General features: G+C 69.5%; 23 protein-coding genes. 22 read left to right on the top strand and 1 reads right to left on the bottom strand.

Annotated features, from left to right (window positions below; genetic code table 11):
- The first annotated feature begins 1 nt into the window (after window position 1).
- The 22 genes from cydB to AB1281_RS19345 all read left to right on the top strand — a co-directional run bounded on the left by cydB (window position 2) and on the right by AB1281_RS19345 (window position 21,874).
- Entirely contained in the window at window positions 2–1,015 is a 1,014-nt protein-coding gene (gene cydB / locus AB1281_RS19450; RefSeq protein ID WP_430346740.1) for a cytochrome d ubiquinol oxidase subunit II, read from the top strand.
- A 218-nt stretch (window positions 1,016–1,233) separates the two neighbouring features.
- Complete coding sequence (locus tag AB1281_RS19445) at window positions 1,234–1,977, top strand: beta-ketoacyl synthase chain length factor (RefSeq protein WP_430346739.1); 744 nt, start codon at window positions 1,234–1,236, stop codon at window positions 1,975–1,977.
- Window positions 1,970–2,767 (top strand): lysophospholipid acyltransferase family protein, encoded by a 798-nt coding sequence (locus AB1281_RS19440; protein ID WP_014038937.1) that lies wholly within the window; start codon window positions 1,970–1,972, stop codon window positions 2,765–2,767. The genes AB1281_RS19445 and AB1281_RS19440 overlap by 8 nt, the downstream gene beginning before the upstream one ends.
- Window positions 2,754–3,011 (top strand): phosphopantetheine-binding protein, encoded by a 258-nt coding sequence (locus AB1281_RS19435; protein ID WP_005411610.1) that lies wholly within the window; start codon window positions 2,754–2,756, stop codon window positions 3,009–3,011. Before AB1281_RS19440 ends, AB1281_RS19435 begins: the two co-directional genes overlap by 14 nt.
- 17 nt (window positions 3,012–3,028) lie before the next feature.
- Window positions 3,029–3,286, top strand: coding sequence for an acyl carrier protein (locus AB1281_RS19430; RefSeq protein WP_005411609.1), 258 nt, complete (start codon window positions 3,029–3,031; stop codon window positions 3,284–3,286).
- Between the two features lie 22 nt (window positions 3,287–3,308).
- On the top strand, window positions 3,309–3,860 hold the full coding sequence (locus AB1281_RS19425) for a membrane protein (RefSeq protein ID WP_032954654.1): 552 nt from the start codon (window positions 3,309–3,311) through the stop codon (window positions 3,858–3,860).
- Window positions 3,853–5,538 (top strand): AMP-binding protein, encoded by a 1,686-nt coding sequence (locus tag AB1281_RS19420; protein ID WP_430346738.1) that lies wholly within the window; start codon window positions 3,853–3,855, stop codon window positions 5,536–5,538. The genes AB1281_RS19425 and AB1281_RS19420 overlap by 8 nt, the downstream gene beginning before the upstream one ends.
- A complete protein-coding gene (locus tag AB1281_RS19415; protein WP_164115384.1) occupies window positions 5,528–6,298 on the top strand; it encodes a glycosyltransferase family 2 protein in 771 nt (256 codons plus the stop codon). Before AB1281_RS19420 ends, AB1281_RS19415 begins: the two co-directional genes overlap by 11 nt.
- Window position 6,299: 1 nt before the next feature.
- The gene (locus tag AB1281_RS19410; protein WP_430346737.1) at window positions 6,300–7,241 is read left to right on the top strand and encodes an acyltransferase; all 942 of its coding nucleotides are present in this window, start codon (window positions 6,300–6,302) and stop codon (window positions 7,239–7,241) included.
- A complete protein-coding gene (locus AB1281_RS19405) occupies window positions 7,231–8,781 on the top strand; it encodes an HAL/PAL/TAL family ammonia-lyase (RefSeq protein ID WP_032960620.1) in 1,551 nt (516 codons plus the stop codon). Before AB1281_RS19410 ends, AB1281_RS19405 begins: the two co-directional genes overlap by 11 nt.
- Window positions 8,768–9,199 carry an acyl-CoA thioesterase gene (locus AB1281_RS19400; RefSeq protein WP_014038931.1) on the top strand — a complete coding sequence of 144 codons (432 nt, stop codon included), beginning with the start codon at window positions 8,768–8,770 and terminating at the stop codon, window positions 9,197–9,199. The genes AB1281_RS19405 and AB1281_RS19400 overlap by 14 nt, the downstream gene beginning before the upstream one ends.
- Window positions 9,200–9,201: 2 nt before the next feature.
- Entirely contained in the window at window positions 9,202–9,825 is a 624-nt protein-coding gene (locus AB1281_RS19395) for a LolA family protein (RefSeq protein WP_430346736.1), read from the top strand.
- Complete coding sequence (locus AB1281_RS19390; RefSeq protein WP_430346735.1) at window positions 9,818–12,172, top strand: MMPL family transporter; 2,355 nt, start codon at window positions 9,818–9,820, stop codon at window positions 12,170–12,172. The genes AB1281_RS19395 and AB1281_RS19390 overlap by 8 nt, the downstream gene beginning before the upstream one ends.
- Before the next feature lie 53 nt (window positions 12,173–12,225).
- Window positions 12,226–13,476: an NAD(P)/FAD-dependent oxidoreductase gene (locus tag AB1281_RS19385; RefSeq protein ID WP_014038928.1), complete on the top strand. Its 1,251-nt coding sequence runs from the start codon at window positions 12,226–12,228 to the stop codon at window positions 13,474–13,476.
- Window positions 13,464–14,021 (top strand): DUF3261 domain-containing protein, encoded by a 558-nt coding sequence (locus AB1281_RS19380; RefSeq protein ID WP_014038927.1) that lies wholly within the window; start codon window positions 13,464–13,466, stop codon window positions 14,019–14,021. The genes AB1281_RS19385 and AB1281_RS19380 overlap by 13 nt, the downstream gene beginning before the upstream one ends.
- A complete protein-coding gene (locus tag AB1281_RS19375; protein WP_430346734.1) occupies window positions 14,018–15,202 on the top strand; it encodes a beta-ketoacyl-ACP synthase in 1,185 nt (394 codons plus the stop codon). The genes AB1281_RS19380 and AB1281_RS19375 overlap by 4 nt, the downstream gene beginning before the upstream one ends.
- Window positions 15,199–15,654: a hypothetical protein gene (locus AB1281_RS19370; RefSeq protein WP_014038925.1), complete on the top strand. Its 456-nt coding sequence runs from the start codon at window positions 15,199–15,201 to the stop codon at window positions 15,652–15,654. The genes AB1281_RS19375 and AB1281_RS19370 overlap by 4 nt, the downstream gene beginning before the upstream one ends.
- Entirely contained in the window at window positions 15,651–16,382 is a 732-nt protein-coding gene (locus tag AB1281_RS19365; RefSeq protein WP_014038924.1) for a 3-ketoacyl-ACP reductase FabG2, read from the top strand. The genes AB1281_RS19370 and AB1281_RS19365 overlap by 4 nt, the downstream gene beginning before the upstream one ends.
- Window positions 16,382–17,620: a beta-ketoacyl-ACP synthase gene (locus AB1281_RS19360; protein WP_075675862.1), complete on the top strand. Its 1,239-nt coding sequence runs from the start codon at window positions 16,382–16,384 to the stop codon at window positions 17,618–17,620. The genes AB1281_RS19365 and AB1281_RS19360 overlap by 1 nt, the downstream gene beginning before the upstream one ends.
- A gap of 61 nt (window positions 17,621–17,681) precedes the next feature.
- Window positions 17,682–18,122, top strand: a complete 441-nt coding sequence (locus tag AB1281_RS19355) for a hypothetical protein (RefSeq protein ID WP_014038922.1) — start codon at window positions 17,682–17,684, stop codon at window positions 18,120–18,122.
- A 160-nt stretch (window positions 18,123–18,282) separates the two neighbouring features.
- Window positions 18,283–18,543, top strand: a complete 261-nt coding sequence (locus tag AB1281_RS19350) for a YcgL domain-containing protein (RefSeq protein ID WP_014038920.1) — start codon at window positions 18,283–18,285, stop codon at window positions 18,541–18,543.
- Window positions 18,536–21,874 (top strand): ankyrin repeat domain-containing protein, encoded by a 3,339-nt coding sequence (locus tag AB1281_RS19345; protein WP_075675863.1) that lies wholly within the window; start codon window positions 18,536–18,538, stop codon window positions 21,872–21,874. The genes AB1281_RS19350 and AB1281_RS19345 overlap by 8 nt, the downstream gene beginning before the upstream one ends.
- 210 nt (window positions 21,875–22,084) lie before the next feature.
- On the opposite strand, the gene AB1281_RS19340 is transcribed toward AB1281_RS19345, so the two are convergent.
- Complete coding sequence (locus AB1281_RS19340; protein ID WP_049447019.1) at window positions 22,085–23,863, bottom strand: monovalent cation:proton antiporter-2 (CPA2) family protein; 1,779 nt, start codon at window positions 23,861–23,863, stop codon at window positions 22,085–22,087.
- Window positions 23,864–24,031: the final 168 nt, after the last annotated feature.

The raw sequence follows: 24,031 nt of genomic DNA, 5'->3' as shown, positions 1-24,031 counted from the left end.
CATGGACCTGATGACCTGGCTGCCGGTTGCGTGGTTCGCGGTGATCGGCTTCGGCGTGCTGATGTACGTGGTGCTGGATGGCTTCGTGCTAGGCATCGGCATCCTTGCTCCGTTCGCCGAGGACGAGGAACAGCTGGACCTGATGATGAACACCGCCGCGCCGATCTGGGACGGCAACGAGACCTGGCTGGTGCTCGGTGGCGCCGGCCTGCTGGCGGCGTTCCCGAAGGCCTATGCGGTGCTGCTGTCGGCGCTGTACCTGCCGGTGCTGCTGCTGGTGGTGGCGCTGGTGTTCCGCGGCGTGGCGTTCGAGTTCCGCTTCAAGGCACATCGGTCGCGCCGGCTGTGGAGCGTGGCGTTCGGGCTCGGTTCGTTGCTGGCGACTTTCGCCCAGGGCGTGATCCTGGGCACGCTGGTGCAGGGCATCCCGCTGGTGGACGGTGCCTACCAGGGCGGTGCGTTCGCCTGGTTCAGCCCGTTCGCGATGCTGACCGGCGCCGCGCTGGTGGCCGGCTATGCGCTGCTGGGCAGCACCTGGCTGATCCTGAAGACCGAAGGGCGGGTGCAGACGCTGGCGCGACAGATGACCCGGCCGCTGGTGGTGGCGGTGATCGCGGCGATGGGCCTTGTGAGCAGCTGGCTGCCGTTCCTCGATTCGCGATTGATGGATCGCTGGTTCAGCGACGGCAACTTCTGGTGGCTGTCGCCGGTGCCGCTGCTGACCCTGGCGGTGGCGGCCGCGCTGTGGCGCAGCGCGACCCATCCGCGCCGCGACCTGCCGCCGTTCCTGCTCAGCCTGGCCCTGTTCGTGCTCGGCTTCCTCGGCCTGGTGCTGGGCATGTGGCCCTACCTGCTGCCGCCGTCGATGACCCTGTGGCAAGCCGCCGCGCCGGCTTCCTCGCTGGGCTTCACCCTGGTCGGGCTGGTCGTTCTGCTGCCGGTCATCCTCGGCTACACGGCATGGTCGTACCGGGTGTTCCGCGGCAAGGTGCACGCCGACACCGGTTACCACTGATCGATTGAATGCAGGGGCCCGCCGGTGCCGGGTCCCGCGTTGGGGAATGTGAAACCTGCACACCCCGTGCAGGACGTGCTAGCGTGCGCTCCTTTCCGGCGGCCAGGGGGGCAGCCGGCGACGTCCTGGACGGACGCACGGCTGCAGGAATGGGGGGCCGCCGCGCGTCGCCGTAATGGCTCGTGCCTATCGTTCTCCCGTTGAAGCACCATCGCTAAATGATCGAATTCTCCATCGTCGACTGGGCTGCCTGGGCGCCCGGCCTGAGCGAGCGTAGCCAGTGGCTGGGCTGGGCCGATGCGCCGTATCCGCCACAGGGCGAAGACACGCCGGCGCTGGCCGAGATACCGGCGATGCAGCGCCGCCGCATCGAGCGGCTGGGCCGGATGGCGATCCAGGCTGCCTGCTGGTGCGAGGATGGGCAGGGCGCTGACAGCCAGGTGCCGCTGGTGTTCGCCAGCCGCCATGGCGACGTGGCCCGTTCGATGGATCTGCTGGGGGCGCTGGTCGGCGAGCAGCCCCTGTCGCCGACCGGATTCGGCCTGTCGGTGCACAACGCGATCGCGGCACTGTACTCGATCGCCCGCGGCCACCGCGGCAACTACCTGGCGCTGGCCGCCGGCCAGGCCACGGTCGAGACCGCCTGCCTGGAGGCGGCCGGGCTGTTGGCCGATGGTGCCCGCGAAGTGCGGGTGGTGGTCTATGAATCGCCACTTCCTGAAATTTACGCGACGTTCGCCGATGAACCCGACCCGTTCTTTGCCTGGTGCTGGCGCTTGACCACGCCGACGCCGGGCCGGCCGACCCTCTCGCTGCAGTGGGAGGCGGCGCCGCATGCCGCGGCCACCGCATCGGGTACGCTGCCGCACGCGCTGGACCTGCACCGTTTCCTGCTGTCCGGCGCGCCAGCGCTGGAGCACGTGGCGCAGGGCCAGCGCTGGCGCTGGGGGCGCCGTGGCTGAGGCGCTGCGCCGCCTCGATCATGCCTGGCGGGTGTTCGGCACCGGCCTGAGCTTTGCCGCATTTGGCGTGGGCGGCCTGTTGCTGGGCGTGCTGGTGATGCCGGTGCTGCTGCTGATGCGCGACCCGGTGGTCCGCCGCCGCCGGGCCCGCCGCGTGGTCCAGGTCGCCTTTGCCAGCCATCTGCGCCTGATGCGAGCGCTGGGAGTGATGACCTACCAGATCGAGGGCGGGGAACGCCTGCAGCGCGACGGTTTGCTGGTTCTGGCCAATCACCCGACCCTGATCGACGTGGTCTGCCTGATCTCGCTGCTGCCCAACGCCGATTGCGTGGTGAAGCGGGCCGTGGCCTGCAACCCGTTCATGCGCGGCCCGGTGCGGGCGGCCGGCTACATCGCCAACGATGACGGGGCGGGCCTGGTCGACGACTGCGTGGCGGCGGTGCATGCCGGCGGTACCCTGGTGATCTTCCCGGAGGGCACCCGCAGCGTGCCGGGCCAGCCGCCGCGGCTGCAGCGCGGGGCTGCCAACATCGCCGTCCGCGGCCGGCTGGACATCACCCCGGTGCGGATCACCTGCACCCCGCCCACGTTGACCAAGGGACAGAAGTGGTATCGTGTCCCCTCACGTCGCTTTCACGTTCGGCTGCAGATCGGCGAAGATATCCCGATCGCGCCCTTCCTGGCCGATGACGACTCGCCAAGGGGGGATGCCTTGGCAGCACGCCGCGTCACCGAGCACCTTTCTCGTTATTTCGACCTGTCTGGAGATCCGCCCCGTGCAAGCACTTGAGCACGAGATCAAGGAATTGATCATTTCCTCCCTTTCGCTGGAGGACATCACGCCGGAGGACATCGATCCGACCGCGCCGCTGTTCGTCGAGGGCCTCGGCCTGGATTCGATCGACGCGCTGGAGCTGGGCCTGGCGCTGCAGAAGAAGTACGGTGTCAGCCTCTCGGCCGATTCGGAAGAAACCCGTCGCCATTTCTCCAGCGTGCGCGCGCTCGGCGAGTTCGTCGCCGCCCGCCAGTCGTAACGGCGCCAGGAATTGCCATGACCAAGAATGAACTGTTCGAACGCATCGTCAGCATCCTGACCGACAGCTTCGAGATCGAAACCGCCCGGATCACCCCCGAGGCCCGCCTGTACGACGACCTGGACATCGACAGCATCGATGCGGTCGACCTGATCGTGCAGCTCAAGCCGCTGCTCGGCCGCAATCTGCAGCCGGAAGCGTTCAAGGCCGTGCGCACCGTGCAGGACATCGTCGATGTCGTGCATGGACTGCTGCCGGACCAGGCAGCCGCCTGACCGCAGCGCCGGCGGCTTCGCCATGGCTCGCGCACGTACCGTCGTGGTGGCAGCGATTTCGCTTGCCTACCCGCTGCTGGTGTACCTGGCGATGGGCCGTTTCGAGCCGCGCTGGCTGTCGCTGCTGCTGTTCACCCTGGCCCTGCTGCGTGCGCTGAGCACGCGACAGCCGCTGTGGTGGGCCGCCGCTGCTGGCACCGGCCTGCTGGCGGTGCTGGCCACCGTGCTCAACCAGGCCCTGCCGCTGAAGCTGTACCCGGCGCTGGTCAACGCGGTGATGCTGGCGGTGTTCGGCACCAGCCTGCGCTTCGGGCCGCCGCTGGTGGAGCGCCTGGCGCGGCTGCAGGAGCCGGACCTGCCCCCGTTCGCGGTGGCCTATACCCGCCGCGTCACCCAGGTGTGGTGCGGCTTTTTCGTTCTCAACGGCAGCCTGGCCCTGCTGACCGCGCTGTACGCGTCGGACCGGGTCTGGATGCTCTACAACGGATTGTTGGCGTACGTGATGATGGGCGTGTTGTTCGCAGGTGAGTGGCTGGTGCGGCGGCGGGTGAAGGCGGCGCACGCGCATGGCTGAGTGGATTGCCCTGGACCGGCTGCTGCTGGAGGCACGGCCGCAGCGCGGCGTCGGCCTCTGCGACGGCGAGGTGATCGACCACGCCGGCTTCCGCCAGCGCGTACTGGCCTGGCGCGCCGCCTTTGCGGCGGCCGAAGGCCGCGACTGGGCCCTGTACTTTGATGATGCCGTGGCCTTCGCCGCGGCGCTGTTCGGTGCCTGGCATGCCGGCAAGCGGGTGTTCCTGGCCGCCGACAACCTGCCGGCCACGCTGCAGGCGCTGCAGCCGCAGGTGAGCGGCTTCGCAGGCGACGTGTCCGCCGACTACCGCCCGCTGGTGGCGCTGGACGCCGCGCTGGACGATGAACTGCGGGCGCTGGACGAGCGCGCCTGCGAACTGTGCGTGTTCACCTCCGGCAGCACCGGCGAGCCCAGCGCGATCGGCAAGCGCCTGGACCAGCTGGCGCGCGAGGTGGAGGCGCTGCAGGCCGCGTTCGGTGCGCAGATGGAGGGTGTGCAGGTTCATGGCACGGTGTCCCACCAGCACATCTACGGGCTGCTGTTCCGCGTGCTGTGGCCGCTGGCCGCCGGTCGCCTGATCCATCCGCGCCGGTTCTTCCACGAAGACCTGGTGGGTGCGCTGGCCGGTACCGATACGGTGCTGGTGGCGACGCCGGCCCACCTCAAGCGCCTGCCCGAGCAGCTCGACTGGGCCAGCCTGCATGGCCGCCTGCGCACGGTGTTCTCCTCCGGTGGCCCGCTGCCGGAAGACGCGGCGCGGCAGGTGCGGCAGTGGCTGGGCGTGGCCCCGACCGAGGTCTACGGCAGCAGCGAAACCGGCGGCATCGCCTGGCGCCGCTGGGACACCGACCTGCCACCGTGGCAGCCGTTGCCGGGCGTGCAGTGGCGGATCGACGATGGCTGCCTGGCAGTGGCCTCGGCGCATCTGGAAACCCCCGACTGGTGGCGTACCCAGGACCGCGTTGAAGCGTTGGCCGATGGCCGCTTCCGGCTGCTGGGCCGCGCCGACCGCATCGTCAAGATCGAAGAACGCCGCGTGTCGCTGGATGCGCTGGAACGCGCGCTGCGCGAAGACGCCGAAGTGGAGGACGCGCGCGTGCTGGTGCTGCCCGGGCAGCGCGAACAGCTGGCCGCCGTGGTGGTGCCGGCCGATCCGGCGCTGCTGGACGCGGGCGACGCCGCGCGTCGTGCGCTGGGCCAACGCCTCGGCGCCCGCCTGGCGCATGCGCATGACGCAGTGACCCGGCCGCGTCGTTGGCGCCTGGTGCAGGCACTGCCGATCAACGCGCAGGGCAAGGTGACCCAGGCGGCCTTGGCGGCGCTGTTCCAGCCACTGATGCCGGTGCCGGTCTGGGACCGCCGCGATGCCGCCAGCGCCACGCTGCGCATGACCCTCGATCCGGCACTGCGGCCATTCCAGGGTCACTTCCCGCAGGCAGCGATCCTGCCTGGTGTGGCGCAGCTGGACTGGGCGGTGCGTTTCGGCCGCCAGGCGTTCGCGATGCCCGCTGCGTTCCTGCGCATGGACGCGGTGAAGTTCCAGCACGTGGCCCGCCCGGGCGATGAGCTGACCCTGCAGCTGGACTGGGATGCCACGCGCAACGTGCTGGCCTTCCGCTACACCTCCAGCCATGGTGTGCATGCCAGCGGCAAGGTGGTTTTCGCTGATGCGGACTGACCCGGCCGTTGCCGGTGCCGCGTTCGCGCCACTGGTGGTGATTCCCGTCTACGACCACGAGCACGCCATCGCGGCGGTGGTCGACGGCGTGCAGGCCGCCGGCCTGCCGTGCCTGCTGGTCGACGATGGTTCGCGGGCCTCCTGCGCGGCGGTGCTGCGTTCGCTGGCACAGCGCCAGGGGGTCGACCTGCTGCGCCTGGACATCAACCAGGGCAAGGGCGGGGCGATGCTGGCCGGTTTCGCCGAGGCGGCCGCGCGTGGCTACAGCCACGTGCTGCAGATCGATGCCGACGGCCAGCACGACACCCGCGATCTGCCACGCTTCATCGAAGCGGCGCGCGTGCATCCCGAGGCGGTGATCTGCGGTATCCCCGCCTACGACGCCAGCGTGCCGAAGGCGCGTCTGTACGGCCGCTACGCCACCCACATCTGGGTCTGGATCAACACGCTGTCGCTGCACCTGCGCGACACCATGTGCGGCTTCCGCGTGTATCCGCTGCCGCCGGTACTGCGCCTGATCGGCGAGGAAACCATCGGCCGGCGCATGGATTTCGATACCGAAGTGATGGTGCGCCTGTACTGGCGGCAGCTGCCGGTCGAGCACCTGGCCACGCGCGTGACCTATCCCTCCGATGGCGTGTCGCACTTCGATGTGTGGCGCGACAACGTGCGCATCAGCCGCATGCATACCCGCCTGTTCTTCGGCATGCTCTGGCGCGCACCGCGCCTGTTGTGGCGCCGCCTGCGGGGGCAGCGCTGAGATGGCGGCCGCGCAGGGTGCCCCGCACTGGGCTGACATCGGCGAATCGACGTCGGTGGCCGGCGTGCTGTTCCTGTGCTGGGTGCACCGCTGGTTCGGGCGCTGGCCGTTCCGCCTGTGCGTGTGGCCGGTGGTGGCCTGCCATTGGCTGGGCAACCGCGTCGGCCGCCAGGCCTCGATGCAGTACCTGCAGCGGCTGCAGGCATACAGCGGCGTGCTCGGCCGCGCGCCGACCCGGCGTGACAGCCTGCGCCACTTCTTCGCCTTCGCCGATACGATGCTGGACAAGATCCTCGGCCTGGGCGGGCGCTATCCGGCCGAACGCATCCACCTGCATCGCGACCTGGTGCTGGAGAAAATCGCGCGCCGCGAAGGCGGGCTGATCCTCACTGCGCACATCGGCTGCCTGGAGCTGTGCCAGGTACTGGCCGAACAGGTGCCGGGCTTCCGCATCACCGTGCTGGTGCATACCGCGCACGCGCAGCGCTTCAATCGCCTGCTGCAGCGGCTGGACCCGCTGGCCGCGGTGGAGCTGGTGCAGGTGACCGAAATGGGGCCGGCCACCGCGGTGATGCTGGCCGAGCGCGTGGCGGCGGGCGGCTTCGTCGCCATCGTCGGCGACCGCACGCCGGTGCAGGGTGGCCGCAGCGTCACCGCCGATTTCCTTGGCCACCGCGCCCCGTTCCCGATCGGCGCCTATGTGCTCGCCGCCGCGCTCGGCTGCCCGGTCTACAGCATGGCCTGCCTGCACCAGGGCGAGGGCTATCGCGTGGCATTCGAACAGTTCGCCGAACGCATCGTGCTGCCGCGTGGCTCGCGCGACGCCGCGCTGGCCGAACAGGCACAGCGCTTCGCGCGCTGGCTGGAACTCCAGGTCATCCAGTCCCCGTTGGACTGGTTCAATTTCTTCCCCTTCTGGGATCAGGCTCCGCATGACGACTGACGCCGTACCCGTGTGCCGCTTTGGCGATGCACCGTTGACCATCGAAGACGTGGTTGCCCTGGCCCAGCGCCAGTGCGAGGCCGCACTGAGCGACGCGCCGGCGTTCCGCGCGCACATCCAGCGCGGTGCCGACTTCCTCGACCGCCTGCTGCGCGAGGACGGCGTGATCTACGGCGTGACCACCGGCTACGGCGACTCGTGCACGGTGAACATCCCGCCGGCACTGGTGGCTGAACTGCCGCACCACCTGTACACCTACCACGGCTGCGGCCTGGGCCGTTACCTGGACCCGGTCGAGACCCGCGCGGTGCTGGCCGCGCGCCTGGCCTCGCTGGTGCGTGGCATGTCCGGTGTCAGTGTGCCGCTGCTGGAAGGCCTGGCCACGCTGCTGCAGCACGACGTGCTGCCGATGATTCCGGCCGAAGGCTCGGTGGGTGCCAGTGGTGACCTGACGCCGCTGTCGTACGTGGCGGCGGTGCTGTGCGGCGAGCGCGAGGTGCTGCACGACGGTCGCGTGCAGCCGGCGGCGGAGGTGCTGGCGAAGATCGGCATGACCCCGCTGAAGCTGCGGCCGAAGGAAGGCCTGGCGATCATGAACGGCACCGCGGTGATGACCGGCCTGGCCTGCCTGGCCTGGCAGCGCGCCGATTACCTGGCGCGCATGGCGACGCGCCTGACCGCGTTCAACGTGCTGGCCAGCGACGGCAACGCGCATCACTTCGACGAAACCCTGTTCGCGGCCAAGCCGCACCCGGGCCAGGGCCGCATCGCCGCGCGCCTGCGCAGCGACCTGCACAGCGAGCGTCCGCCGCGCAATGAACAGCGCCTGCAGGACCGCTACTCGCTGCGCTGCGCGCCGCATGTGATCGGCGTGCTGGAGGACAGCCTGCCGTTCCTGCGCCAGCTGATCGAAACCGAACTGAACAGCGCCAACGACAACCCGCTGATCGATGCCGACGGCGAGCGCATCCTGCATGGCGGCCACTTCTACGGCGGCCACATCGCGCTGGCGATGGACACCCTGAAGAACACCGTGGCCAACGTTGCCGACCTGCTCGACCGGCAGCTGGCGCTGGTGGTCGATGCCCGTTACAACCATGGCCTGCCGGCCAACCTGTCGGCGGCCACCGGCCCGCGCGCGGCCATCAACCATGGCCTGAAGGCGCTGCAGATCAGCGTGTCGGCCTGGACTGCCGAAGCGCTGAAGCAGACCATGCCGGCCAGCGTGTTTTCGCGTTCCACCGAGTGCCACAACCAGGACAAGGTCAGCATGGGCACCATCGCCGCGCGCGACTGCCTGCGCGTGATCGAGCTGACTGAACAGGTGGTGGCCGCGATGCTGATCGCCGCCCGCCAGGGCCTGGCGCTGCGCGAACGGGTTGGCCTGAACGCGCAGCTGCATGGCAGTCTGGCCGACATGTACGCCGACCTGGGGCAGCGCATCGCCCTGGTTGAAGAAGACCGCGCGCTGGATCGCGAACTGCGGGAACTGCTGGTGGAGATCCGCGCGCAACGTTGGGAGCTGTATGCCGGTGAATGAGGCCATCGAACGGGTCGGCGAGATTGCGCTGACCCCCGCCTTCCATGACTGCGATCCGATGAACGTGGTCTGGCATGGCAACTACTTCAAGTACTTCGAGATCGCGCGCTGCGCGCTGCTCGGGCGCTACGACTACGACTACCCGCAGATGCTCGAATCGGGCTACCTGTGGCCGGTGGTCGATGCCCGGGTGAAGTACGTGCGCCCGCTGCTGTTCAACCAGGCCCTGCGCGTGATCGCGCGCATCGTGGAATGGGAGAACCGGCTGAAGATCGAGTACGAAATCGTCGATGCGCAGAGCGGCCAGGTGCTGACCCGCGCGATGACCATCCAGGTCGCGGTGGACGCGGCCAGCAAGGAAATGCTGTACCAGTGCCCGCCGGTACTGTGGGAACGCCTGGGAGTGCCTGCGCCGTGAACATGCTTGCCCGTCTTCCGAGCGTCCTGCTGTGCGCGCTGATGCTCATTGCCGCACCGCGCGTGCAGGCCGCCGACCCCGCCATCGATGCGATCACCCAGGCGGTGGCGCGGCCGGACGTGCTGCGCGGCCAGTTCAGCCAGGAAAAGCAGGTCAGCGGCTTCAAGAACCCGCTGCGCTCGCAGGGACAGTTCGTGGTCGCGCGCCAGCACGGTGTGATCTGGACCACGCTCAAGCCGTTCCCCTCCGAAGTGGTGGTCACCGCCGACCGCATCCTCAGCCGCCAGCGCGATGGCAGCACTCGTGTCGAGCTGGATGCACGGCAGCAGCCGGCGATGCGTTCGGTGAACGCGATCATGTTCGCGCTGATGAGTGGTGACGTGCAGGCGCTGTCCAGCCAGTTCAACGTGGCGGCCAGCCGTGAAGGGCAGGGCTGGCGGCTGCGGCTGACGCCGAAGTCGGCGATGCTGGCCAAGGCGTTCCAGTCGCTGACCCTGCAGGGTGACCGCTACGTGCGCCAGGTCGAGATCATCGAGGCCAACAAAGACCGCACGCAGATCCAGTTCAGCGCATTGAGCGAGGCACCGGCCACGCTCAACGCCGACGAGGCGCGCCGCTTTGAGTGAGGTCGTGGCATCGAACGCGCCGGACCGGTTGCGGCGTTGGTGGCACTGGCTGGGCATCGCCTGGCTGCTGGTGCTGCTGGTACTGGGCGCGCAGCAGTGGCGCCTGTGGAGCCAGGAGTCGCGGATCGACACCGATATCCTGGCGCTGCTGCCGCAGGATGCGCATGATCGCCTGTTGAGCGACGTCACCCGGCGCATCGCCGACGGCAGCTCGCGGCAGGTGGTGGTGCTGCTGGGCAGCAAGGACGGCGCCGCCGCCAAGCGCGCGCAGGCGGCCTTTGCCGCGGCCATGGCCAAGGACACCGACCACGCCTTGCTGGTGCCCAGTGGTTCGATCGAAGGTTGGTTCGATGACGCGCGCGCGTTCTACGCGCCGTACCGCGACCGCCTGCTGACGCCGGCCCAGCGCGAGCAGCTGCAGGGCAGCGAACCGGGCGCATTGGCCGAGCAGGCATTGGCCGCGCTGTACGGCCCGATGGGCGCGCCGCGCCTGACCGACTGGCGGCAAGACCCGTTGTCGCTGTGGCCGCAGTGGTGGCAGCAGCAGGCACAGGGTTCGGGGTTGCGGCTGGGCGATGACGGCCTGCTCGAAGCCGAGGGCAAGCATTGGGCTGCGCTGCAGTTCGATACACCGGGTTCGGCATTCCAGCTCGATGGTGAGCGCCATCTCGATGGCCTGCTGGAACGTGCCGGGCAGGCCGCCAGGGCGGCGGCGCCCGAGCTGGAAATCCTGCATGCCGGCGTGCCGCTGCATGCCGAAGCGGCCGCTGTGCAGGCCAACCAGGAGATCAACACCATCGGCTGGGGCTCGCTGGCTGCGGTGCTGCTGCTGGTGTGGCTGGCGTTTCGTTCGCTGCGGCCGATCCTGCTGGTCGCCGCGTCGTTGCTGATCGGCTGCGGCGTGGCGCTGGCGGTGACCGTACTGGTGTTCGGCAAGGTGCACGTGCTCACCCTGGTGTTCGGTGCGTCGCTGGTGGGCGTGGCAGAGGACTATGGCATCCACTGGTTCGCCTCGCGCCAGGCCGAGCCGGCCGATCGCCGCTGGAAGCTGCTGCGGCACCTGCTGCCGGGCCTGTGGCTGGCGCTGCTGACCAGTGCGCTGGCCTATCTGGCCCTGGGCCTGGCCCCGTTCCCGGGCCTGCGCCAGATGGCGCTGTTCTCGGTGGTCGGCCTGGCTGCCGCCTTCCTCACGGTGATCTTCTGGTTCCCGTGGCTGGATGGCGGTGAGATCCGCCAGACCCGTTTCTCGCAGTGGCTGGGCAACACGCTGGAGCGCTTCCCGCGGTTGCATGGCCGCCGGCCGGTGACGGTGTTCGTGGTGATCACGCTGGCGCTGTCTGCCATCGGCATTGCCCGCCTGAACAGCAATGACGATCTGCGCAGCCTGCAGTCCTCGCCGCCGGCGTTGATGGCCCAGCAGATCCGCCTGAGCCAGCTGCTGGGCATGCCCAGCCCGGCGCAGTTCTACCTGGTGCAGGGCAGTGACGCCGCACAACTGCTGCAGCGCGAAGAAGCGCTGACCGAACGCCTGCGTGTACTGGCCAACGACAAGCGCATCGGCGGTTACCGCGCGATCAGCGACTGGCTGCCGTCGCCGGCGCGCCAGCAGGCCGATGCCGCGCTGACCGCCAAGGTGGAACCGGGCGTGCTGGACGCGGTGTCCGAGGCGGTCGGCGAACCGCTGCCGCGCCCGGACTTCGCCGCTACGCCGTTGACCGCGGAGGCGTTCCTGGCCTCGCCGGCCTCGCAGCCGTTCCGCCACCTGTGGGTGGGCGAGGTCGGCGGGCAGATGATCAGCGTGGTGATGGTCGATGACCTGTCGCGCGCTGATGCGCTGGCCACCCTGCGCGGGGCGGCGGAAGGCCTGCCGGGTGTGCGCTGGGTGGACCGCACCGCCGACTTCTCGCAGCTGCTGGGCCACTACCGCAAGCTGATGGGTGGGCTGCTGCTGGTCGGCATCGTGCTGGTGTTCGGCGCGCTGTGGCTGCGCTACCGCCGCCAGGCCTGGCGCGTGTTCGCGCCGACGCTGATTGCCGGTGCGCTGACCCTGGGCCTGCTGGGCCTGTTCGGCCAGCCACTGCAGCTGTTCAACGTGCTGGCACTGATGCTGCTGCTGGGCATGGGCATCGACTACGGCATCTTCCTGATCGAGCACCGCGGCGATGCCAGTGCCTGGCTGGCGGTGTGCGTGGGCGCGGCCAGCACCTGGTTGTCGTTCGGCCTGCTGGGACTGTCGCAGACCCCGGCGCTGCGCGCGTTCGGCCTGACCCTGCTGTTCGGCATCGGCCTGGTCTGGCTGATCTCGCCGCTGTTCCGGCCGCCGCCGCACGATCTGCCGCCGGCCTGAGCCTGTTTTCCGACTTCCTTCTTTCCACTTGATCGAGCAACAAGGACGCACCGATGAATACTGCTGTGGATGCTGTCGAACGTACTGAAATCCTGATCATCGGTGCCGGCCCGGCCGGCTCCGTGGCTGCGGCGATGCTGCGCCAGCAGGGCCGCCAGGTGCTGATGCTGGAGCGCCAGCAGTTCCCGCGTTTCTCCATCGGTGAAAGCCTGCTGCCGCAGAGCATGGAGTACATCGAGGCTGCCGGCCTGTTGCAGGACGTGGTCGAAGCGGGTTTCCAGCACAAGAACGGCGCCGCCTTCGTGCATGGCGAGGCGCGCACCGCGTTCGACTTCAGGAAGAAGTTCTCGCCGGGTTGGGGCACGACCTACCAGGTGCAGCGCGCCGACTTCGACAACGTGCTGGCGCGCGGCGCAGAACGCATGGGCACCACGCTGCGCTTCGGTGATGAAGTACTGTCGGTCGAAGCGGGCGAGCAGCCGGCGGTGACCGTGCGCCGCCCGGACGGCAGCGAGTACCGCATCGAGGCCGATTTCATCCTCGATGCATCCGGTTTCGCGCGCTTGCTGCCGCGCCTGCTGCAGCTGGAATCGCCGTCCAACTTCCCGGTGCGCGGGGCGATCTTCTGCCACGTGCGCGACAACATTCCGGCCGAAGCGGACTTCGACCGCAACAAGATCCTGATCACCACCCATCCCGAGCACATCGACGTCTGGTACTGGACGATCCCGTTCTCCAACGGCTGCTGCTCGCTGGGCGTGGTCGCCGAGCCGTCGTTCTTCGAGCGCTACGAAGGCGACGACCTGCAGAAACTGCAGGCCATCGTCGGCGAGGACCCCAACCTGACCCGGCTGCTGGCCAACGCCGAATGGGCGGTGCTGCCGGTGCGCCGGATCACCGGTTACTCGGCCAATGTCAGTTCGCTGTGGGGCCCGGGCTACGCCCTGCTGGGCAATGCCGGCGAGTTCCTCGACCCGGTGTTCTCCTCCGGCGTCACCATCGCCTTCAAGTCCGCGCAGCTGGCCAGCGAGTGCCTGGCGCGCCGCTATGCCGGCGAAACCGTCGACTGGGAAACCGAGTTCTCGATCCCGCTGCGCGCCGGCGTGAAGACCTTCCGCCGCTTCGTCGAAAGCTGGTACGAAGGCGGTTTCCAGAAGATCATCTACCACCCGCAGCAGCAGCCTGAAGTGCGCGACATGATCAGTTCCATCCTGGCCGGCTACGCCTGGGACACCAACAACCCGTACGTGGCCGATGAAAGCGGCCGTCGCATGCGCGTGCTGGAGCAGCTGTGCAGCGCGTGATCGCCCGTACTGCAGCGCTGTTGCTGTGCCTGCTGCTGGCCGCCTGTGCCGGCCGCATGCCGAAGCCGCAGGTGGAACTGCCGCCGCTGCGCCTGTCGCCGGCCAGCCTGCCGGCGCCGCTGGCACTGCAGCAGCAGCTGCATTTCCGGTTCGGCACGCATGAGCGCGACCTGGATGCTCTGCTGGAAGCCGACGCGCAGCAGGTGCAGCTGGCAGTGCAGGCGATGGGCCAGACCGGCGTGCGCCTGCAATGGGACGGCCAGCAGCTGACCCAGCAGCGCGCGCCGTGGCTGCCGCCGCAGGTGCGTGCCGAGCGCGTGCTGGATGACCTGCAGTTCGCGCTGTGGCCGACCGCGGCCATTGCCGCCGCGTTGCCGGCCGGTTGGCAGGTCAGCGATGACGGTCACCAGCGCAGCCTGTCGCGCGACGGCACGGTGTGGCTGCAGCTGCAGCGCCTGGACGATGGCAGCGTGCAGCTGGACAACCGCGCCGAAGGCTACGCCCTGCGCATCGAATCGATCGACATGGCCGGGCCGGACCGATGAGCGCACCGATCTATCTGAACGACCTGGGCGTGGTCTGTGCGCTTGGCGATGGCCGCGCCGCTGTGACGTCGGCCATGTTCGCCGACGCGCCGGGCGGTCTCACTGACAACGACAGCCTGTTGCCGGGACGCACCCTGGCGCTGGGAGAAGTACGCACGCCACTGCCAACACTGGATGACCTGCCGGTGGCCCTGCGCGGGCGCAACAACGCGCTGCTGGACGTGGCACTGGCGCAGATCGCACCGGCCGTGGCCGCCGCGATCGCCCGCCATGGCGCCGAGCGCGTGGCGGTGGTGCTGGGTACCAGTACCTCGGGCATCGGTGAATCCGAGCAGGCCCTGCGCAGCCACGCCGAACAGGGCCAGTGGCCGCAGGGCTTCGACTACGCCCAGCAGGAAATGGGCACTGCCGCGCAGTTCGTGCGCCAGCGCAGTGGCGCACAGGGGCCGGCATGGACCCTGTCCACCGCCTGCTCGTCCAGCGCCAAGGCGCTGATGTCGGCGGCGCGCATGCTGCGCGCCGGCATCGTCGACGCGGTGATTGCCGGTGGCGCCGATTCGCTGTGCCGCTTCACCGTGGCCGGCTTCAGCGCGCTGGAATCAGTATCGGCGCTGCGCTGCAATCCGTTCTCGCAGCATCGCTCCGGCATCAACATCGGCGAGGGCGCTGCGTTGTTCCTGCTCACCCGCGAACCCGGTCCGGTGTGCCTGGCCGGGTGGGGCGAATCGGCCGACGCGCACCACATGTCCGCCCCGGACCCGCAGGGGCTGGGCGCCATCGATGCCCTGCAGCAGGCGTTGCTGCGTGCCGGCTGGGCCGCCGACGAAGTGGACTACGTGAACCTGCATGGCACTGCTACCGGCCACAACGACGCGATGGAAAGCCTGGCGGTCTCGCAGGTGCTGGGCAACGGCGTGCCGGCCAGTTCAACCAAGCCGTTGACCGGCCATACGCTGGGCGCCTCGGGTGCGATCGAGGCGGCGCTGTGCTGGATCCTGCTGGCCGAGAACCCGCAGCAGCAGCTGCCGCCGCACTGGTGGGACGGCGTGGCCGATCCCGCGTTGCCGGTGCTGCCGCTGGTGGCCCCGGCCACCCGCCTGGCGCAGCCGCCGCGACGGGTGCTGAGCAATTCGTTCGCCTTCGGCGGCAGCAATGCCGTGCTGGCGCTGGAGCGTCGATGAACACGCTGTACGCGATCGAGGACGTGGTGCCCCACCGCCAGGACATGTGCCTGCTGGAGCGCATCACGCAGTGGGACCAGGACGCCATCGAGGCCGAACTGGTGGTGCCCGGGGCCGGGCTGTTCGTCGAGGATGGCCAGGTGCCGGCCTGGGTCGGCATCGAATACATGGCACAGGCCATCGCGGCCTGGGCCGGCTGCCGCGCACGCGCCGCCGGCAGGCCGCCGCAGCTGGGCTTCCTGCTCGGCAGCCGCCGCTACAGCAGCCTGCGCAGCAGCTTCCCCAGCGGTTCGCGGCTGCGCGTACAGGCGCGCTGCGAGCTGTTGGGTGACAATGGATTGGGGATGTTCGCCTGCCGCATCCTGGCAGGCGAGGAAGAATGGGCGACAGCCAACGTGTCGGTGTTCGAACCGGCCGACGCGATGGCCTATCTGGAGAGTGGACAGGCATGACAGGGAATCGAAGCGTGCTGGTGACCGGCGCCAGCCGGGGCATCGGCCGGGCCATCGCGCTGCGCATCGCGCGCGACGGCTTCGACGTGGTGGTGCATTGCCGCAGCCGCGTGGAAGAGGCGCAGGCGGTGGTGGCCGAGATCCAGGCACTGGGCCAGCAGGCCCGCGTGCTGGTGTTCGACGTGGCCGACCGCGAGGCCGCACGCGCTGCGCTGGAGGCCGATGTCGACGCGCATGGCGCGTACTACGGCGTGGTCTGCAATGCCGGCATCGCCCGTGATGGCGCCTTCCCGGCGCTGTCGGCGGAGGATTGGGACCAGGTCATCCACACCAACCTGGATGGCTTCTACAACGTGCTGCATCCGTTGATCATGCCGATGGTGCGCCGGCGCAAGCCGGGCCGCATCGTCACCCTGTCGTCGGTGTCCGGGCTGGCCGGCAACCGCGGGCAGGTCAACTACAGCGCCGCCAAGGCCGGCATCATCGGTGCCACCAAGGCGCTGGCGCTGGAACTGGCCAGCCGTCAGATCACCGTGAACTGCGTGGCCCCGGGCCTGATCGAGACCGAAATGCTCAACGATGAAGTGGTTGAACACGCGCTCAAGCTGATTCCCGCCGGCCGCGTCGGTCGTCCCGACGAAGTGGCGGCGACGGTGGCGTTCCTGCTGTCCGAACCGGCCGGCTACATCACCCGCCAGGTGATCTCGGTGAACGGGGGCATGCTCTGATGGCCGCCGATCGTCGCGTGGTGGTCACCGGTGCCGCCGCCATCAGTCCGCTCGGCCACGACTGGCCGACCATCGAGGCGCACCTGCGCAGCTGCCGCAATGCGGTGCGCGCGATGCCCGAGTGGGATGTCTATGCCGGGCTGAACACCAAGCTGGCCGCGCCGGCGCAGGACTTCGAGCTGCCGCCGAACTACAACCGCAAGACCACCCGCTCGATGGGCAAGGTCGCGATCATGTCGGTGCGCGCCACCGAAGTGGCGCTGCGCGAAGCTGGCCTGCACGAGCACCCGGTGCTGCGCAGTGGCCGTACCGGCGTGGCCTACGGCTCGTCCTCGGGCAGCCATGAGGCTACCGGTGAATTCGGGCGCATGCTCAACGAGTTCACCACCGAAGGCATCAGTGCCACCACCTACCTGAAGATGATGAGCCACACCGCGCCGGTCAACATCGGCGTGTTCTTCGGCCTGTCCGGGCGTGTCTACACCACCTCCAGCGCCTGTACGTCGGGCAGCCAGGGCGTGGGCGCGGCCTATGAGGCCATCCGCAGCGGCAAGCAGACGGTGATGGTGGCCGGCGGTGCCGAGCAGCTCGATGCCACCGCCGCGGCGGTGTTCGACACCCTGTTCGCCACCAGCGTGCGCAACGATGCGCCGCAGACCACCCCGCGACCGTTCGATGCCGGCCGTGATGGCCTGGTGCTGGGCGAGGGCGCCTGCACGCTGATCCTGGAAGACCTGGAGCACGCGCAGGCGCGCGGCGCCACCATCCTGGCCGAGGTGGTCGGCTACGGCACCAACAGCGATGGCCAGCACGTCACCCAGCCCAGCGCCGACACCATGGCCCAGGCCATGCGCCTGGCGCTGGAGGATGCAGGCCTGGACGCGGCGCAGATCGACTACGTCAACGCCCACGGCACCGCCACCGACCACGGTGACATCGCCGAAACCCAGGCGACCGCGCAGGTGTTCGGCAACCGCGTGCCGATCAGCTCGCTGAAGAGCTATGTCGGCCACATGCTGGGTGCCTGTGGTGCGTTCGAGGCCTGGCTGAGCATCCAGATGATGCGCGCCGGCTGGTTCGCGCCGACCCTGAACCTGGCCGAGGTCGATCCGCGCTGCGGCCAGCTCGACTTCATCACCGGGGAAGGTCGCGAACTGCAGGCCGAATACGTGATGAGCAACAACTTCGCCTTCGGCGGCATCAACACCTCGCTGGTGTTCCGCCGCTGGAGCGAGTGATCCACCGCCCCACCGCACCGTTTCCGCTATCCACCCGCACCCTCGACAAGGAGATGTTCCGATGCGCCGCACCCTGATGATCGCCACGGCCACCGCGCTGCTGGCCCTGACCTCCACCGCCTCCGCCCGCGATACCCGCGTCGAGCAGTCCCTGCAGGAGCTGGTCAGCTCGCAGGCTGCCAAGGACGCCGGCATCGACGGCAGCGTGCGCTTCTACCTGGCCGGACAGCCGGTGAGCGTGCAGCAGCGCCTGGGCGAAGACGTGACCAACAAGAAGACCAACGCCGCCAACAAGAGCGACGCCGAGGCCTGCCGCTGGGTTGCGCTGTCGGCGCTGCGCGCGCTGCAGGACGGCGCCAGGTCGCGCGGCGCCAACGCGGTGGTCGACATCGTCAGCTATTACAAGAAGAACGAGTTCAAGAGCACGACCAACTACGAGTGCTGGGCCGGCACCTTCGTGGCCGGTGTGGCGCTGAAGGGCACCTACGCCAAGGTCAAGTAAGCACCCGTGTGGCGGCGGCGCTGGCTGAACGCCGCCGCCACATTGCTGAACCTCGCTGGGGAAACGCCGCCGATCGCGCCGCCATCGTCGGCTGACGGCTTTCCCCGGTGTCGGCTTTCCGACACAATCATGGCTCTTCCCGGGTTATCGTCCCGCGGACATGCACGCCTACGTCTATAAAAGCCAACTCAAGCCGGACACCTACGTCTACGTTCCCCGACGCGATGATTTCAGCGCGCTGCCCGCGCCGCTGCTCACCTCGCTGGGAACGCTCACCTTCGTCCTGGAGGTGGCCCTGGATGCCCAGCGCCGCCTGGCCCAGGCCGATCCTGAAAAGGTCCGCAGCGAAATGAGCGAACGCGGGTTCTACCTGCAGGTGCCGCCGTCGGTGGCCAGCCTGATGCCGCGACACTATGACTGACATCTCCCGTCCGCGCGCCCTGTCGATCGCCTTCGCCGTGGGTGCCGTGCTGGCGCTGGGCGCCGCCGTGGGCGGTGTGCCGGGTGCCATCCTTGCCGCACTGGCGCAGCCGGCGTTTGCGCTGGGGGTGTCGTGGTGGCGTCGCAGCCGTGCGCTGCTGCCGCTGAAGGTGGTCGCACGCCAGGACCTGCCCGCGCTGCTGGCATTGTGGGCGGCCGCGCCGCTGTTGCTGGCGCTGCTGCTGGCCTGGCCGCTGGCGGCACTGCGTGACAGCGGCAGCCTGGCGGCAGTGCTGGGCCTGAGCGTGCTGGTCAGCGCCGGCCTGCTGGCGGCCTGGCGCACCTGGCCGTTGTGGAACGATGTCGAGCGCCTCGATGGCAGCCTTGCCCAGCACTGGCAGGCGCTGGCCGGGCGCGACCTGACCGCCTGGCGTGGCCTTGGCGTGGCCGCGCTGGTGATCGCGCTGTCCGCACTGGTGGTGCTGCCGGCCTGGCCGGGCCTGTTGCCGGAAAGCGCACGCTGGCCCGCCGCACTGGCGGTCGTGCTGCTGTCGCCGGTGCTGCACCTGCTGCTGCAGCGGGTCGCGCCCGCGCCGCTGGTGTCGCTGCGTCCCAGCCCGTTCGCAGCGGCCAGCAGCGAACAGGAACCGATGTTCCCCGCTGCGGCCGAAACCGCGCCGCTGGAGGCGATGGCGCCGCAGGAACTGACACCGGCGCTGTATGAAGCCGCGCGCCAGGGTCGCATCGACCGCGGCCTGCAGCTGCTGCAGGCAGGTGCCGATCCGTATGCGCTGCCGGACCCGAACTGGCGTGACCAGCGCAGCCTGGCGGTGCTGGCCGCGGTGCTGCCGGACCTGCGCCTGCTGCGCGAACTGATTGCCCGCGGCGTCGATGTGAATGCGCCGCACCGGGGCATGACCCCGCTGCTGGCCGCGACCCGCGACAGCTGGCATGGCCGCCCCGAAGCGGTGATGACCCTGCTCGCCAACGGCGCCGATTCGCGCGCCACCGACAGTGATGGCAACACCCCGCTGCACCATGCCGCACGCAGTTCCGACCCGGGCGTGGCCGCGCTGCTGCGCGATGCCGCCGCCGAAGTCGATGCGCTGAACCGCGAGGGCTGGTCGCCGCTGGCGGTGGCCTGCCAGGTCGGCAACTGGCGCCTGGCCCGCTTCCTGCTCGAACGTGGTGCACGCAGCGAACCGGCCGAAGGCACCCCAGTGCTGCTGGCCGCCGCCGCCACCGAGGACGACGATCCGGCCGGTGTGCAGCTGCTGCTCAAGCACAAGGCGCGGGCCGACGCGCGTGATCGCCAGCGCCGCAGTGCGTTGCACGAAGCGGCCCTGGCTGGCCACGTGGAGATCATCGGCGTGCTGCTCGGCGCGGGCGCCAATCTGGAAGCGCGCGATGCGCTGGGTCGTACACCGTGGCTGGAAGCGGCCCGTGCCGGTCGTGCCGCCGTGGTCGAGCACCTGCTGCCGCATAAGCCGGACCTGGTCGCGGTGGACGGCGAAGGCCGCAATGCGGTGCAGCTGGCAGCGATGGCCGAGGATGTCTCGCCGCTGCTGATCAAGCGCCTGGTCGAGCTGGGCATCGCCGCCGATGCGGCTGATCCGGTCGGCCGCCGCGCGGTGGACTACGCCGCTGAAGCCGGCCGCTGGGCGATCGTCGCCCTGCTGGACCCGTCCTATCCGTTGCCGGCCGCCGTCAGTGATGGCCTGGCCGAGCGCGGCGAAGCCGCCAGCGCCAGCGGCCTGCTGCCGGATCGCCCGCCGCTGACCCTGCTGCGCGAAGCACTGGGCTTCGGCAATACCGAGGGCATGGCCGCGCTGGCCAAGCTGTGCCAGCCGGAAGAACTGGGCGGCCTGCTGCTCGATCCGGAGCTGGCACTGGAGCCGCGCGCGGTCGATTGGCTGCTGGGCCACGGTGCGGATCCTTATGTGCGCGACGCCTGCGCCGACACCCCGATGTTCGCGCTGCTGTCGCGCGGCATCGATGCGGTGCCTGCGCTGCAGGTGATGCTGCAGCGTGGCCTGTCGCCGGCCGGTCGCGGCGGCCTGGCGCGTTTCCTCGCCGCCTGCGCGCAGCACGACCAGGCCGCCCGTGGCCTGGAACAGCTGGCGCTGGAACTGCTGGAACGCGGCGCCGATCCGTTCGCAGCTTCGCCAGCGGGCGATCCGCCGCTGTCACTGGCAGTGCGCCTGGGCTGGCTGCGCCTGCAGCAGGCCCTGCTCAAGGCCGGTGTCGATCGCGAAGCGCGCGACAGCCATGGCATGACCGCATTGCACCTGGCCACCGCATTGGCCCGCGAAGGCGCGCTGAAGCTGCTGGTGCAGCACGGCGCCTCGCCGGAAGCACGTGCCGCCGACGGCCAGACGCCGCTGGGCGTCGCGCTGTCGATCGGTCGCCGTGACCTGGCCGACTGGCTGGACTGGCGGGTGTGGCCGTTGCCGCGCCGTACCCTGCGCGAGGCCGATCTGCCGGCCGCCGCGATGGCCGGTGATGTGGATGCGGTGCGCCGCCTGATCGATCTGGGGTTCGCCGTCGACGCGGTCGATGCACAGGGCTGCACCGCGCTGCTGCGTGCGGCCGGTGGTGGTCACCTGGCGGTGACCGACCTGCTGCTGGCGCGTGGCGCCGATCCGCAGCACGCCGCGGCCAGTGGTGCGACGCCGCTGTCGGCGGCGGTCAGCATGCGCCAGGTGGATATCGTGTCGGCACTGCTCGATGCCGGCGCCAAGCTGGAACACCGCCTGCCGGGTGGGGTGACCGTGCTGATGCTGGCCTCGGCGCTGGGCCTGCCGGACATCGTCGCGCGCCTGCTCACTGCCGGTGCCGACGTGCATGCCGGTGACGCGCAGCAGCTGGGGCCGCTGCACTGTGCGGCGCTGTACGGCTTCAGTGCCCGCGACCGCTCGCGCCTGCTGGCCCTGCTCGACACCCTGCTGCTGGCCGGCGCCGAGCCGGACCAGGCTGCTGCCGGTTCGGTCACGCCGCTGCTGCTGCTGCTGGGCGCACGCGCCGAGCCGGGCACCGCCTGCGACGAGCAGGTGGTGATGGCAGCGGTAGAGCGCCTGCTGGATGAGGACGTCAGCCTGGACGTGCGCGATCCGCGCGGCTTCGGCCCGCTGCATCTGGCCGCGCTGCATGGACTGCCGCTGCTGGTGCAGCGTCTGCTGCGCGCCGGTGCCGATCCGGAAGTGCGCGACAGCCTCAACCGCAGCCCGCGCGAGATCGCAGTGATGCGCGGCTTCATCGACGTGGCCGGCGAGTTCGAACCGCGCGTGCCGGGCGTTTCGTCGATGGCGCGGTTCCTGCGCGACAACGGCTGACAGGCCGGGGTCGGATCTCTTTCCAACGGAAAGGGCTCTGACCCCAACATCGCGCCATCCACGCATGGCGTGGATCTACTGCCGGAATCCGCTGTGGGTAGTGCCGGCCGCTGGCCGGCAACCTCATGAAGCCTCCAGAATCCCGGGATTGCCGGCCAGCGGCCGGCACTACCGCATTCTGTGGTGGGTGCCGACCGTTGGTCGGCACGCCTACTCGCCGTCGCTCTCCGCGTCGGCCTCGAACAGGTGCATCAGGTCGTTGCGTGCATCGCGCGAGGTCTGGATCACCGCGGCCTCGTCGTCATACACCAGGTACTGGTCGCGCAGCAGTTGTTCGTCATGCTCGCGGAAGCGCTGCACATGGCGTTCGGCCACGTCCGGTGCCACGCCCAGCGCGGTCAGCACGCGGCCGCTCATCTCCAGGCTGGTGCCGAACACTTCGCGGAACGGCTCGGCCGACATGTCCATCAGGCGCCACGCATGCTGGCGGTTGCGTGCACGCGCCAGCACCTTCGCGTCCGGGTACAGCCGGCGCACCATGCGCACGGCGCGCAGGTTGGTCTCCGGGTCATCCACGGTGATCACGAACACGTCGATGTGCTCGCCACCCGCCGCACGCAGCATCTCCGGCCGGGTCGGGTCGCCGTAGTACAGCTGGTTGCCGAAGCGGCGCAGGTCGGCCACGGTGTCCGGGTTCGCCTCCAGCGCCACGAACGGCACCTTCTGTGCCGTCAGCAGGCGCGCGATCACCTGGCCGAAGCGGCCCATGCCGGCGATCAGCACCTTGGGCCGGTTGTCCGGCGCTACCTTGTCAGCCTCGGCCGCCTGGCGCGGTGCGGCCTTTTCCTGGCCGAGCAGTCTGAGCAGCGCGATCATCAGCAGCGGCGTGATCGCCATCGACAGGCCAACGATCGCCACCAGCCGGTCATGGTTGGCGTTGCCCAGCAGGTGCGCGCGCTGCGCTTCGTTGAACACCACGAAGGCGAATTCGCCGCCCAGCCACAGCACGCTGCCCAGCAGCAGCGACTGCCGTGAACTGAGCTTTGCAATACGGCCAATCACATACAGCAGGCTGAACTTGACCACCAGCAGGATCGCCACGCCGGCCGCGATCAGCCACGGCTCGGCGGCGATGCGGTCGAGGTCGATGCCCATGCCCACCGCGATGAAGAAAAGGCCCAGCAGCAGCCCCTTGAACGGCTCGATCTGCGCTTCCAGTTCGTGCCGGAACTCCGAATCGGACAGCAGCACGCCGGCCAGGAACGCGCCCAGGCTGGGGCTGAGGCCGGCTTCCTGCATGAACCAGGCGGTGCCGAGCACCACCAGCAGGGCGGTGGCGGTGAACACTTCCGGGCTGCGGGTGCGCGCGATGATGCTGAACACCTTGCGCAGCACCGGTCGCCCGCACAGGATCACCAGTGCCAGCGCGCCCAGCGCCACCATCGCATCCTCGATGCGCAGGGTCTCGTTCTTTACCCCGCCCAGCAGTGGGATGGCCGCCAGCAAGGGGATCGCGATCAGATCCTGGAACAGCAGGATGGCAAAGCCCAGCCGGCCATGGTCGCTGTTGATCGCCTTGTGCTCGGACAGCAGCTGCAGGCCGACCGCGGTGGACGACAGTGCCAGTGCCACACCCACCACCAGTGCGCTCTTCCACTGGAAATGGTCGAGCAGCAGCAGGCCGCCCAGCACCAGCCCGGACAGCGCCACTTGCGCCGCACCGGCACCGAACACCGAGCGCCGCATCACCTTCAGGCGTGCCGGCGACAGTTCCAGGCCGATCACGAACAGCAGCATCACCACGCCGATTTCGGCGGCGCCGAGGATGCGGTCGGCGTCCTGCACGAAGCCCAGTCCGTCCGGGCCCAGCACCACGCCGGCCGCCAGGTAGCCCAGTACCGCGCCGAAGCCGAACTTCTTGAACACCGGCACGGCGATGACCGCCGCCAGCAGCAGCACCAGGGCCAGTTCCAGACCACCGCTATGCATGGGAATACCTGGTCATCGGGGGAGCCCGCTGTGCGTCCGTTCGGGTGGGGGAGGGCGTGGCGAGCGCCACCACGACATTATGCGCGCCGGTCTGTGTACGCACGAGAACAACCGGCCGGGCGTCGTCGCGGGGCGGCCGGGTTGACCTGCATGGCCCACGGGTCCAGA

The organism is Stenotrophomonas sp. NRRL B-14846, assembly GCF_050473585.1.
Lineage (GTDB): Bacteria > Pseudomonadota > Gammaproteobacteria > Xanthomonadales > Xanthomonadaceae > Stenotrophomonas.
This window is presented reverse-complemented; position numbering and strand designations above follow the sequence as displayed.